General features: G+C 70.8%; 13 protein-coding genes. 6 read left to right on the top strand and 7 right to left on the bottom strand.

Going from position 1 to position 12,228, the window contains the following annotated elements:
- Positions 1-94 precede the first annotated feature (94 nt).
- Genes MME74_RS15995 through MME74_RS16005 form a run of 3 tightly spaced genes read right to left on the bottom strand, consistent with a single transcriptional unit; the run spans position 95 to position 1,757 of the window.
- On the bottom strand, positions 95-1,096 hold the full coding sequence (locus tag MME74_RS15995; RefSeq protein WP_267416065.1) for an NAD(P)-dependent alcohol dehydrogenase: 1,002 nt from the start codon (positions 1,094-1,096) through the stop codon (positions 95-97).
- Complete coding sequence (locus MME74_RS16000) at positions 1,093-1,323, bottom strand: helix-turn-helix transcriptional regulator (protein ID WP_267416066.1); 231 nt, start codon at positions 1,321-1,323, stop codon at positions 1,093-1,095. Before MME74_RS16000 ends, MME74_RS15995 begins: the two co-directional genes overlap by 4 nt.
- Complete coding sequence (locus MME74_RS16005) at positions 1,323-1,757, bottom strand: hypothetical protein (RefSeq protein WP_267416067.1); 435 nt, start codon at positions 1,755-1,757, stop codon at positions 1,323-1,325. Before MME74_RS16005 ends, MME74_RS16000 begins: the two co-directional genes overlap by 1 nt.
- Before the next feature lie 171 nt (positions 1,758-1,928).
- On the opposite strand from MME74_RS16005, the gene MME74_RS16010 reads away from it, so the two are divergent.
- On the top strand, positions 1,929-2,234 hold the full coding sequence (locus tag MME74_RS16010) for a hypothetical protein (RefSeq protein ID WP_267416068.1): 306 nt from the start codon (positions 1,929-1,931) through the stop codon (positions 2,232-2,234).
- 3 nt (positions 2,235-2,237) lie between these two features.
- Here the strand turns inward: MME74_RS16010 and MME74_RS16015 are convergent, their stop codons facing one another.
- Positions 2,238-5,897 carry a proline dehydrogenase family protein gene (locus tag MME74_RS16015; protein WP_267416069.1) on the bottom strand — a complete coding sequence of 1,220 codons (3,660 nt, stop codon included), beginning with the start codon at positions 5,895-5,897 and terminating at the stop codon, positions 2,238-2,240.
- Positions 5,898-5,985: 88 nt separating this feature from the next.
- On the opposite strand from MME74_RS16015, the gene MME74_RS16020 reads away from it, so the two are divergent.
- From MME74_RS16020 to MME74_RS16030, 3 genes are read left to right on the top strand one after another with little or no spacing between them, the layout of a single operon-like run.
- The gene (locus tag MME74_RS16020) at positions 5,986-6,678 is read left to right on the top strand and encodes a hypothetical protein (RefSeq protein WP_267416070.1); all 693 of its coding nucleotides are present in this window, start codon (positions 5,986-5,988) and stop codon (positions 6,676-6,678) included.
- A complete protein-coding gene (locus MME74_RS16025) occupies positions 6,675-7,235 on the top strand; it encodes a hypothetical protein (protein ID WP_267416071.1) in 561 nt (186 codons plus the stop codon). Before MME74_RS16020 ends, MME74_RS16025 begins: the two co-directional genes overlap by 4 nt.
- Entirely contained in the window at positions 7,232-7,831 is a 600-nt protein-coding gene (locus tag MME74_RS16030; protein ID WP_267416073.1) for a hypothetical protein, read from the top strand. Before MME74_RS16025 ends, MME74_RS16030 begins: the two co-directional genes overlap by 4 nt.
- Here MME74_RS16030 and MME74_RS16035 read toward each other — a convergent pair.
- Together MME74_RS16035 and MME74_RS16040 are read right to left on the bottom strand one after the other, a co-directional pair.
- Positions 7,786-9,186 (bottom strand): hypothetical protein, encoded by a 1,401-nt coding sequence (locus MME74_RS16035; RefSeq protein WP_267416074.1) that lies wholly within the window; start codon positions 9,184-9,186, stop codon positions 7,786-7,788. The two genes, MME74_RS16030 and MME74_RS16035, sit on opposite strands and share 46 nt — an antisense overlap.
- Positions 9,187-9,229: 43 nt before the next feature.
- Entirely contained in the window at positions 9,230-9,790 is a 561-nt protein-coding gene (locus tag MME74_RS16040; protein WP_267416075.1) for an acyl-CoA thioesterase, read from the bottom strand.
- Between the two features lie 131 nt (positions 9,791-9,921).
- Between MME74_RS16040 and MME74_RS16045 the strand changes: the two genes are divergently transcribed.
- Complete coding sequence (locus MME74_RS16045; protein ID WP_267416076.1) at positions 9,922-10,431, top strand: GNAT family N-acetyltransferase; 510 nt, start codon at positions 9,922-9,924, stop codon at positions 10,429-10,431.
- A gap of 84 nt (positions 10,432-10,515) precedes the next feature.
- Here the strand turns inward: MME74_RS16045 and MME74_RS16050 are convergent, their stop codons facing one another.
- On the bottom strand, positions 10,516-11,667 hold the full coding sequence (locus MME74_RS16050; protein WP_267416077.1) for an acetyl-CoA C-acetyltransferase: 1,152 nt from the start codon (positions 11,665-11,667) through the stop codon (positions 10,516-10,518).
- A 127-nt stretch (positions 11,668-11,794) separates the two neighbouring features.
- Between MME74_RS16050 and MME74_RS16055 the strand changes: the two genes are divergently transcribed.
- Entirely contained in the window at positions 11,795-12,226 is a 432-nt protein-coding gene (locus MME74_RS16055) for a hypothetical protein (RefSeq protein ID WP_267416079.1), read from the top strand.
- Positions 12,227-12,228 lie beyond the last annotated feature (2 nt).

The following is a 12,228-nucleotide window of genomic DNA, read 5'->3' on the forward strand; positions in this document are numbered from 1 at the left end:
GGAAGATGCGACTCGGGCACGCCGGAGTCCATTGTGTCACCCACCCCCTGTGCACCGCCAGAGCCGCGACCGGCCCCGCACGGGCGGGACGGAGTCACCGCGCAGGGTGGGTGACCACGACCTTGCCGACCGTGTGCCCGGCCTCGAGGTGCGCGAGGGCGGCGGATGCCTCGGAGAAGGGGTATTCGCGCTCGATCACCGGGACCACGCGACCCTCGGCGACGAGCTCGAGGAGCTTGGCGAGGACCTCCGGGCGCGGCGACGCGGTGAGCGGGCGGATGCGGCGCGATCCCAAGGACAGCACAGCCGCGCGCAGCATCCGCGGGATCGGACCGAGCACGTGGCCGCCATCCCCCGTGACGAGCACGATCGTGCCCCCGTGCACCGTGAGGCGCTGGAGCTCGCGCAGCGGCACTCCGCCGGCGATGTCGATGATCGCGTCGAAGCGCCCGGCCGGGATGCCGCTCAACGGCGACTCCCGGTGATCGAGGGTGCGGACGGCGCCGAGGCGCTCGACCAGCGGCGCGTTCCGGGCGCTGCACGTGGCCCACACCTCGGCGCCGCGGAGGGCGGCGAGCTGCACCGCGAACGTGCCGACGCCGCCGGAAGCGCCGATGATCAGGAGTCGAGGGGTATGGCCGTGGCGCAGCCCCACTCCCGCGAGATCGAGGGCCTGCCAGGCGGTGCCGCCGGCGACCGGAAGGCAGGCGGCGGATGCGGCCGGGATGTCGGGCGGCACGGGCACGAGTCGGGATGCCGGGACGCGCACGTATTCCGCAAGGCCTCCGCCGCCGACCAACTCGCCCACCACGTCCTCGCCCATCTCGGCGCCGACGACGTCGGGACCGAGCGCGACGACGGTGCCCGCGACCTCCATCCCGCGCACCGGATGCTTCGGACGGGTGAGTCCGAACACGGGGCGCACGAGCAGCGGATCGCCGAGCAGCAGGCGCACGTCTCCGGCGTTCAGGGCCGTGGCGCGCACGCGCAGCAGCACCTCGCCGTGATGCGGCACCGGCACCGGGATCCGCTCGAGGGCGACCCCGGAGGCGGGCCCGTAGGTCTCGCGCCGCCACGCGGACATCGTGTCGGTCATGATGTCCCTCCGGAGGTGTCCGGATACCCGAACAGGTCGTCGATCCCGACGCCGAACGCGCGGGCGATCTGGAAGGCGAGTTCGAGAGTCGGCGAGTACTTCTGCTGCTCGATCGCGATGAGCGTCTGCCGCGTCACCCCGATCGTCCGGGCGAGCTCGGCCTGCGTCATCCCGGCCTGCTCACGATGCATGCGGATGCTGTTGGAGACGAGGGTGGGCTTGACCATCAGACGAGTCCCCGCCGGTAGGCGATCACGCGCGCGACGCCACCGATGAGCGCCGACACCGCGAAGCCCAGGAACATGGTGTTCGCGATCCAGAAGACATCGGCTCCGACGGCGCAGAGGGCGATGACGCCGAGGCCGGCGATCACGACGAAGGCCTGCTCGACGCGGCCGCCCATGCGGCTGATGTCGCGGTCGCGGATGTCGGAGCGTCCGACACCGTCGGGATCCTTCATCCCGGCGATCATGCCCCACACGACGCTGATCACGATCGTCGCGACGATGCCCCCGCCGATCACCCACAGCATCAGCGGGAACCAGTCGACACCGGTGAGCGGCCCTCCCCCGGCCTGCTGCAGCACCAGCACGACGTACACGACGAGCACGATGGGGCTGACGATGAGTCCCGCCCAGGCGTTGCGTTCTTCGTAGACCATGATGCCTCCGATGTAAAAGATTCTTGACACCTTCAGCGTACGTCCGCGCGGCCACCGTGTCAAGAATTCTTTACACGCCTCCGTCTGCCCGCCGTCTTCAGCCCCGCCCATCCGCTCCCGGGGGTGGGGGGGGTGGGGCCGCGAAACCGGCCGATGACGCATGATGTTCAGGTGAAGAGTTCGATCGTGCTGCCATGGATCCTGACCTGTGTGTTCGCAGGCGGCACACTCCTCGCATCCGTCGGCGTCTCCGTCGCGACGGTCAACATGCCCGGTCAGTCACCTTCCCTCAAAGACGCAGCCAATATCACGGCACTCGTCTTCTGCCTCGTGTCGCTCGGCGGCGGCGGCATCGCATCAGCGATCGCGCGCTCCGACAGGACGAAGCGCCGCATCATCGCCGGAGCGGCGCTCGGCGTGGCCGTGCTCGGCGCGATCGTCACCGCGGTCCTGATGGTGCTCGCGACCGTGCCGTGAGCCTCAGATCACGCCGCTGCTCCAGGAGTCGAGGTTGCCGTAACGGTGGGCGGTGATCGAGATCGACTGCTCGTGCACGAACGGCAGCAGTTCGATGCGGGCCGCGGCCGTCACCTCGCCGTCGTACACCGCGAGGTCGGGGTCGCCACCGGATGCCGTCGCCAGAGCCGAGCGCAGAGCGGCGACGGTGGCCCGACCGCCCACCAGGCGCACCCGATCGCTCGGCGTCGCTGACACGAGCCCGTCGGCATCGGCCTCGTGACGCATCCGCTGCATCCACTCCTCGTCGGTCTCGAGGAACACCGGGGCATCGAGGTCGCCGAGTGCGCGACGCACCTCGCCCGGCAGCCCGACCGGGGTCGAGATGACGAACCTCGCCCCCGAGCGCACCCCGGCGATCACGACGCGCAGCAGGTCCTGCAGCGCTGCGTCCTCGGTCGCGCGGATCTCGACCGGCACCGGTCGATAGCGGAACAGGTTGCGCTCCACGCCCAGGCGGGACACGTCGCGCACCTGACCGAACTCGCGGTCCCAGGCCAGCGCATCGGAGAGCGCGGACCGACGCAGCCACTCGAACTTCTCGTACTCGAGCGACGACTGCGCCGACTCGATGAGGCCCGTGATGCGGGAGTCGAGCCCGCGCAGATGCAGGGTGCTGGACGCGGGTCCGCCCGGGTGCGAGCGCCAGGAGCCCAGACCGATGAGGTAGTTCGGCCCGCCCGCCTTGGCTCCGGGCCCGACGGACGAGCGCTTCCAGCCGCCGAACGGCTGCCGCTGCACGATCGCGCCGGTGATGCCGCGGTTCACGTAGAGGTTGCCGGCCTGCACCCGCTCGAGCCAGAACGAGAGGTCGTCGGGGTCCTGGGTGTGCAGCCCGGCGGTGAGCCCGTAGGCGACCGCGTTCTGCAGCTCCACGGCCTTCGCGAGCGTCGGAGCGTGCATGACGCCGAGCACCGGACCGAAGAACTCCTCGGTGTGGAAGCGCGATCCCGGTTGCACGCCGACGCGGATACCGGGGCGCCAGAGTCGCCCGCTGCCGTCGTCCGCCTCGTCCAGCGCGGGCTCGATCAGCCACTGCTCGTCGCTCCCGAGTTCGCTCAGCGCCCAGGCGAGCTTGCCCTGCGGCGGCTCGATCACGGGACCGACCTCCGCCAGCGGGTCGGTGGGAGGTCCGACGTGCAGCGAGCGCACGGCGTCGGCCAGCTGTCGGGCGAACCGTGCCGAGCGACCGACGGGACCGACGAGGATCGCGAGCGACGCCGCGGAGCACTTCTGACCCGCGTGACCGAACGCGCTCTTGACAAGGTCGGCGACCGCGAGATCGAGATCCGCGGACGGAGTGACGATCATGGCGTTCTTGCCGCTGGTCTCGGCCAGCAGCGGCAGGTCGGGGCGCCAGGAGCGGAACAGGGCCGCCGTGTCCCACGCGCCGGTGAGGATCACGCGGTCGACAGCATCGTGCGTGATGAGCTCGCGGCCGAGCTCGCCCTCCTCGATGTCGACGAGGGCCAGCAGATCGCGCGGCACTCCCGCCTGCCACAGGGCCTCGGCGATCACCGCGGCACAGCGGCGCGCCTGCGGTGCCGGTTTGAAGACGACGCCGGAGCCCGCGGCGAGCGCGGCGAGCACGCCGCCTGCCGGGATCGCGAGCGGGAAGTTCCACGGGGGCGTGACGACGGTGACGGAGGCGGGCACGAACACGGCGCCGGCGATGGCGTCGAGTTCCCGCGCCTTGGCCGCGTAGTAGCGGGCGAAGTCGACCGCCTCGCTCACCTCGACGTCGGCCTCGGCGAAGATCTTGCCGGTCTCGGATGCCGCGACCTCGATCAGGTCCGCCCGCCGCGACTCCAGCGCGGCGGCGGCACGCAGCAGCACCTCGGCGCGTTCGGCGGCGGGACGTCCGCCCCAGGCCGGAGCCGCGCGGCGGACGCCCTGCACGATCCGCTCCAGGGACTCCGCATCCGACACTTGCGCGACGGCGATCGTGTCCGTGCCGAGGTCGGAGCCGGGGATGCGCTCGCGCACCTCGCGTGCCCAGTCGCGGTTCGCCGGCAGCGCCGGGTCGCTATCGACCGTGTTCGAGAAGCCGGGGGCGCCACCGGAATCCTGCTCCAGCTCCCGCGCGGAGTAGACGGCGGTCTCGAGGAAGGCCTCGCGGTCGCCGCCGTCGGAGCCGCGAGAGATCCCGAGCACGGCCTTGGTGAGGTCGGTCTCCGGAGCCGGGGCGACGGGGGCCGGTCGCACGGACTCGTGCACGGGTGCGAGCCGGTCCTGCGTGCGGCGCGGACCGATCCGGAGCGTGGCGTCGCCGGCGCGGTCGAGCGCGTCGAGGAAGCGGTCCTGCTCCCGCACGAACAGGGACTCGTCCTCGCCGAGGCGGAAGGCGGCGGAGAGGAAGTTGTCCGGGGAGGCGTTCTCCTCCAGCCGGCGCACGAGGTAGCTGATCGCGACGTCGAACTCCGTCGGCGCGACGACCGGGACGTACAGCAGGACGGGACCGACCTCGCGCGACACGGCCTGCACCTGGCCCTGCGCCATGCCGAGGAGCATCTCGAACTCCACCGCCTCGCGCACTCCCCGCTCGCCCGCGAGCAGCCAGGCGTATGCGATCCCGAAGAGGTTGTGCCCCGCGACGCCGAGCTTCACGGCCGCGGTGTGCTCCGGCCGCAGCGCCCAGTCGAGGCAGCGCAGGTAGTTCGCGTCGGTGTCGAGCTTGGTGTCGTAGGTCGCCGGCGTCCAGCCGTGCATCCGCGCCTCGACGTTCTCCATCGCGAGGTTGGCGCCCTTGACGAGGCGCACCTTGATGCGGACGCCGCCGTGTGCGACGCGGTCCTCGGACCAGGCAGTCAGCTCCTGCAGCGCGGGCAGGGCGTCGGGCAGGTAGGCCTGCAGCACGATGCCGGCTTCGAGGCCCGCCAGGCGCGGGTCCTCCAGGATGCGCGTGAACACCGCGATCGTGAGGTCGAGATCGCGGTACTCCTCCATGTCGAGGTTGATGAACGTGCCGTCGGCGGCTGCGGTCAGATACAGGGGCAGCAGCCGGGCGACGACGGCGTCGACGACCTCGTCGAACGCCCACATCGAGAGGTGGCTGATGATCGCCGAGACCTTGACCGAGACGTAGTCGACATCGGGGCGACGGATGAGCTCGTGGATGCCGTCCAGCCGACGCTTCGCCTCCGCCTCGCCCAGCACGGCCTCGCCGAGGAGGTTGAGATTGAGGCGCGAGCCGGTCTCCCGGAGCCGTGCGATCGCGGTGCCGAGCTTCGCCGGTCGCGCATCGACCACGAGGTGTCCGACCATGTCGCGGAGCACCCTGCGCGCGATCGGCACCACGGGAGACGGCAGGACCGGGGCGACGCCTCCGCCCAGACGCACCACCGAGCGCAGGTACCAGGGCAGGAACTCGGGCACGATCGGCGCGATCCGGTGCAGCTGGGAGGCTGCGGCGGTCAGGCTCTCCGGACGCATGACGCCGTCCACGAATCCGAGGGTGAACGGCAGTCCGTTCGCATCCTGGAGCACTCCGGCGAGCCGCGCGGCCGCGGGGTCGGGTTCGATCGCCGCGGCCTCGATCGCCCACCGCCGAGCGAGCTCGACGGCACGGTCGGCGAGGGGTGCGGATGCCACGGCATCCGATGGGGATGACGACGACTCTGCCATGGTGTCCACCCTAGGTCTGGATGCCCCCGCCGAGCGGGAGCCCGCACCCCTCTCTCCGTGCTCGCACGGCCCGCCCTATGCTGTTGCCGTGACCACGACCCCGCCGGCGAGCCCCGACCAGGGGCAGGACCCGGCCGTCGCGGCGACCAATGCGGGGGCGAGGGCGAAGGTCCTCGGATGGGCGCGACGCAGCATCGACCTCATCCCGACCTCCTGGCTCATCACCGGCGCCGGTGCCGCGCTCCTGGCGACCACCGCGGTGTTCGGTGGGCTGGAGGCCGCGGCCGTCGACCCCATCCCGGTCGTCGCGGTCGGCGAGACCTTCTCCGGGTCCGACATGGAGATGACCGTCGTCGGTGTCGAGCTGAGCGAGGAACGCGGGAACGCGGGACTGTATCCGGACGAGGAGAAGGGCGAGCGGGTACTGGTCGTCACGGTCGACGTCGTCAACACGTTCGAGCGTCCCCGGCCTGCCGCGAAGAGTGGATCGCCGTCACCGTTCGTCGACGGCATCCGCATCGACGGGCTCGAGGAGAAGGGCACGATCTCCCGCGCCGACGACGGCGGCGAAGTCTCCCTGCTGCAGCCCGACGTCCCCGTGCGCGTGCTGCTCGCCTGGATCGTCGGTCCGGAGGATTACCGGGACGGCGAGGAGATCACCCTCACCCTCCCGGACGCGGATCACTACGTCGGGCAGAGCGTGATGCGCGGCGACTACTGGGAGGACGTGCGCGTCGGAGCGACCCTGACGGCGACCGTCGACGAGGTGACGGTCCCGTGAAGAAGCACGTCCTCGTCTGGCTCGCCACCGCCGCGCTGCTCGCGTGCGCCTGGGTCGTGACGAAGGTCACCCTCCCCGACGACGCCCCCAGCGCCCCGTTCGTCACGGCCGCGCAGATCGGCGAGCAGGCCACCGCCCGCAACCTCGTCGTGACCGTGACCGACGTGCACCTCGCCGACCGTGTCACCGATGCGCGCGGATGGTCGGCCGAGGGGACGTGGCTCGTCGTCGATCTGGAAGCGGCCACCGGGGTGACGCAGGACCTCAGCACGCTGTCGTTCGCGGAGCTCACGATCGGCGAACGCACCTTCAGCGCCACCGAGCGCGGCACCACGTTCGCCCGACAGGACCTGGTCACCGCCGTCCCCCGCGCCGGCAGCCTCGCCTTCGAACTTCCCGACGACGTCCGAGGCGACCGTGCCACCCTCCGCCTGGGGGTGCCGGGGGCCGGCGTCGGCGAGGTGCAGCTCGACGGGGTGATCGACCTGCCCGTCGACCTGGCCGCCCTGCCCGTCGAAGCCGAGGTGCTCCTGGACGAGAACGGATGGGCCCGATGACGATTCCCCTCCCACCCGTCCCGCCCGCACCCCGCGAAGACCCGGCGGTGACGGATGCCCCGCCGAAGCCGCCGTCCTGGTGGCGGCGGAACACGCTGGCGCTGGTCGCGCTCGTCCTCCTCCTGCCGGCGACCGCCATCGCGGTCGGGTGGCAGGAGTGGTACCAGTACTTCGGATTCGGCGCCCGCGCGGTCACGCCCTTGGTGGTCGCCGAAGACGAGACGACGGATCTCGCCGGCGCGGGCTGGGGTCCGGTGCGCGGCGGGGAGATCGAGGATCTCTCGGGTCTCGACGTCCCCGACGGCACGCGTCTGATCGCGGTCGGTGTGCCCGTGAAAGCGGGTGCCGAGGGAGTCGCGTGCGAGACGCCGACCCTCGTGGAGCAGTCGACGGGACGTGAGTGGAGTCCCGTGCGTGCGGAGATCGGCCTGGAATCGAGCCCGGACGAGCCGGAGCTCTGTCTGCGATCGCAGACCGGCTCCTACGAGCTGATCGTCCCGTTCGTGGTGCCCGAGGAGGTCGAGGGGCCCTTCTGGGTCGACGTGCGCCCCTACGACGCCGGCGGCTCCTTCGTGAGGTTCGAGTTCGAGCCCTGACCCTCGACGCTGTCCCTGGCGGGGGCGGTGACCATCGCGGCGGCGACGGCATCCACCGACGAGGGCAGGAGGCCGGCGGCATCGGCGACCGCGCGCATCTCCCCCTCCTCCGCCGAGACGCCCGCCGTGTCGGTGCGGTCCTGCCGGCGCTTGCGCAGCCGGGCGAGGGTGGCGTCGTACGCCCCGCTGATCACCGCGATGCGCACGGGCTCCATGAGCAGGAGCGGCACGAGGGAGACGAGCGGCGTGGCGATCGCCCAGAACACGAAGTCCTGCGGGCCGACCAGCCGGGTGATGCCGAAGCCGAGGAAGGATTCGAGCGCTTTCACGATCACGTAGAGCAGCGCGTAGGAGCCGACGAGCAGCGGTCCCGCGCGCCACATGAGCAGCAGCGCCCGTCCGATGGGTCGGAAGCGGGCACCGAGCTCTTCGCCGAGATCCTTGAGTCGGCGCACGAGCGGGTTGGGGATGACGGCCGCGTGGGCACGCACCCGGGCGATCAGCTCGCCCTCGACCCGCAGCTTCTCGGCCACGATCGCCTGCCCGAACACCACACCCGCGATGGTGAGCCACGCCAGCGGGGCGAGGAGCACCGGGCCCGCCTCGGAGAGCAGCCAGCCGATCCCCTCCCACAGCCAGCGCAGCGGGGCGACGGCATCCAGGATCTGCTCTCTGACGGTCTCGAAGAAGGCCACGGCCGCACGGCTGTCGACCCATGCCTTGATCGTGTCGAAGATGTCGCCGAGCACCATCACCGAGAAGAAGACCCAGACGACCTCGAAGTAGACCGCGACCGGCGACAACCACTTCGCGAGCTTCGCCGACCACTTCGACCATGCCCAGCGGCCGGCGAACGCGAGCACGATGATCGAGATGGTCCACACGTTGATCGGCAGGTTGAGCACCGTGTCGACCGAGCTCACCGGCCCCTCGTTCCTGACAGCCGCCCACGCGATGATCCCCTGCCGCACCTCGAGTGCGCGCAGCGAGTATGCCCGGACGTCCTCGCCCAGCAGCCCCTGCGCCCAGTAGACCGCGAAGAAGGGGAGGATGCCGGCCAGCAGCGCGGACAGGAACGTGCGGCGCCGATCCGCGGCGGCCTCGGGCAGCGGTGCGACCTCCTGCAGGTTGCGCAGACCGTCTCGCAGCACCAGGAACATCGCGACCAGGCTCACCAGCCGCGCGAGGATCCCGATCGGAAGGACGAGGAACCCGAGAGTGGCGGAGGAGGCGCCGATGAACCCGGCGATCTCCGTGACCACGTAGTGCACGAGCACGCCGACGAGGTACCACGCCATCAGCGCGGGCCAGTGCCGCCAGAGCACCCGCCCCGCGGTCTTCAGGATCGCCAGCACACGCCTAAGCTATCGCGCTCGACGGCGCCGCGAGCAGAAGGCGTCAGCCCCAGACGCTCGGCGCCTTCACCCGCACCGGGGGGAGGGCGGATGCGGCGGCCCAGTCGTGCACCCAGGCGTCGATCTCCGGCACGCCCTCGGGCTTTCCGACGGCGGCGAACAGCTCCTCGTTGCTGACGGTGCCGCCCGTGCGGCGCAGCATCCGGGCCCGCACGATCGCTCGGGCGTAGACCTCACCGTCGACCACGGCGCGGTGCTCGAGGAACAGCGCCTTCTCGTCGTGCCCGATGAACCGGGACTGCACCTCGAACCGCTGCCACAGCTGCAGCGACTTGCGGAACGTGACCGTCTCGCTCGAGACGACCGCGTACCAGCCGCGGTCCTTCATCGCGTCGAACAGCCCGGTGCGGATGAGCTGGTCCCACCGCCCGAGGTCGAACAGCGACAGGTAGCGGCCGTTGTTCATGTGGCGCAGGATGTCGAGGTCGGTCGGCAGGGTCGTGAGGGTGATGCTCCCGACGGCCGTCGGGTCGAGGGTCTTCCCCCGCCGTACGCGGCGCCGGGCGCCGAGGATCACGAGGAGGGTCCGCCAGATCACGTTCACGAGGAACGATCGTAGCCAGACGTGCACGATTCGCGAACATCGTTGTGCGAACCCTCCAGCACGTGACAGCGCGTCTCGTCGGTCATCCACTCGATTTCCTGTTCGCGGATGCCGCGCGTAGAGTCACGAACATGAGCGCCGAAGCCCAGCCTGAAGTCATCGTCCGTCCGGTCCGTGATGTGGATGCGGAAGCCCTCGGTCGCGTGCACGCCCAGTGCTGGCACGAGACCTACGACCACCTGATCAGCAAGGCGGCACTGGAGAAGGTCTCGCCTCGCCGCATGGCCGAGCTCTGGACGCACTGGGCCTCGCAGGGCCCCGAGTTCAAGATGAACGCCGCGCTCGTCGACGGGGAGATCGTCGGCTTCGTCGGCTCCGGTCCCGCCCGCGACAAGGATGCTCCCGCCTTCCGCGAGCTCTACTTCATCTACCTGCTCGACGCGTGGCACTCCACCGGCATCGGCCAGAAGCTGTTCGACGCCGCCGTCGAGAAGGACGAGCCGCTGTACCTCTGGGTCGCCGAGGACAACCCCCGCGCGCACCGCTTCTACACGCGCAACGGATTCCGTCTCGACGGTGCCACACACACCGAGCCGTTCCTCGGCGAGACGCTGACCGAAGTCCGCTTCGTCCGCCCCTGATCCACTCTTCGTCTGAGACGGGCCGCTTTCCTTCGGGGAGGCGGCCCGTCTCCTTTCAGGGCGGTCAGCGGATTCGGGGAGCCGTCAGAGGCGCTCGATGATCGTCACGTTCGCGACGCCGCCGCCTTCGCACATGGTCTGCAGGCCGTAGCGCCCGCCCGTGCGCTCCAGTTCGTTGAGCAGGGTCGAGAGGATGCGCGTGCCCGTCGCGCCGATCGGGTGCCCGAGCGCGATGCCGCCGCCGTTGACGTTGACCTTCTCGTGCGGCACCCCGGTCTCGCGCATCCAGGCGAGCATCACCGATGCGAAGGCCTCGTTCACCTCGAAGAGGTCGATGTCCTCGGCGCGCAGTCCGGTCCGCTCCAGGGCCTGCCTGGTCGCGGGGATCGGGGCGGTGAGCATGAGCACCGGATCGTCTCCGCGCACGGACAGGTGATGGATGCGGGCGCGCGGGGTGAGCCCCTGTTCCTTCACCGCGCGCCCGCTCGCGATGAGCACGGCGCTGGACGCGTCGCTGATCTGCGAGGCGACCGCTGCGGTGATCCGCCCGTCGGGGGCGAGGGGCGGGAGGCCGGCCATGCGTTCGAGCGAGGTGTCGCGGCGCACGCCCTCATCGTGATCGAGGCCGTTCAGCGGCGCGATCTCGTTCGTGAAGCGTCCCTCGTCCTGTGCGCGTGCCGCGCGGCGGTGGCTCTCCAGCGCGAACCGCTCCATCTCCTCACGCGTGATGCCCCACTTCTGCGCGATCAGCTCGGCGCCGCGGAACTGCGAGATCTCCTGCTCCCCGTAGCGCGCACGCCAGCCGGGTGACTCCGCATACGGGGTGGTGAAGCCGTAGGCCTCTCCCACGGTCGCCGCCGCGGTGAGCGGCACCTGCGACATGTTCTGCAGCCCGCCCGCGATGATCAGGTCGCTCGTGCCGCTCATGACCGCCTGTGCGGCGAAGTGCACCGCCTGCTGGCTCGATCCGCACTGACGGTCGATCGTGACGCCGGGCACGTGCTCCGGGAAGCCCGCCACCAGGAGCGCGGTGCGGGCGACGTTGCCCGCCTGTCCCCCGATCGCGTCGATCGCTCCGAGGATCACGTCGTCGACGGCGCCGGGATCGATGCCCGTGCGGTCGATGAGCGCGGTCAGGCTGTGCGCGCCGAGGTCGGCCGGATGGACGCCGGAGAGCGAGCCGCCGCGCCTGCCGACAGGCGAGCGCACCGCGTCGACGATGTATGCCTCTGCCATGTTCTTCCTTCCGTGGGGTGCGCCGCCGCCTTTTCGAGACGTGGGCCGATCATCGCACGCGCACGTCTTCGACTAGCCTTAAGTCATGGGAACTATGGCCAAAAGTCATAGACGTTGGGGGAATCGCATGGAACAGCAGGGGACATCGACCGCAGTCACACGACGGACGCTGGTGCGCGCCGCGGCATGGTCCGTGCCGGTGATCGCCGTGGCGGTCGCCACACCGCTCGCCGCCGCATCCACCTCCCCGCTGATCGTGCAGATGAACCCCGCGACCGTCGACGGCTCGACCTTCGACTGGCCGGGAGCGCTCGTCACGAACACCGGGACGTCGGACGTGACGCTCACCTGGACGGTCGACGTCACGCCGGCGCTCGACTCCCTGACGGGTCCGGTCACCGGCACGATCACGATCCCGGCCGGCGGTTCCGCGATGGTCGCTGTCGGCGTGACCGGCTTCCACGTCGCCGCCGCCTGGGACTCGGAGCTGACGCTCGCCCTGCTCCGCGACGGCGCGCCGCAGACCGAGACCATCACGTTCCGGGCCGTCGAGGTCTAGGG

The organism is Microbacterium oxydans (assembly GCF_026559675.1).
Taxonomy (GTDB): domain Bacteria; phylum Actinomycetota; class Actinomycetes; order Actinomycetales; family Microbacteriaceae; genus Microbacterium; species Microbacterium oxydans_D.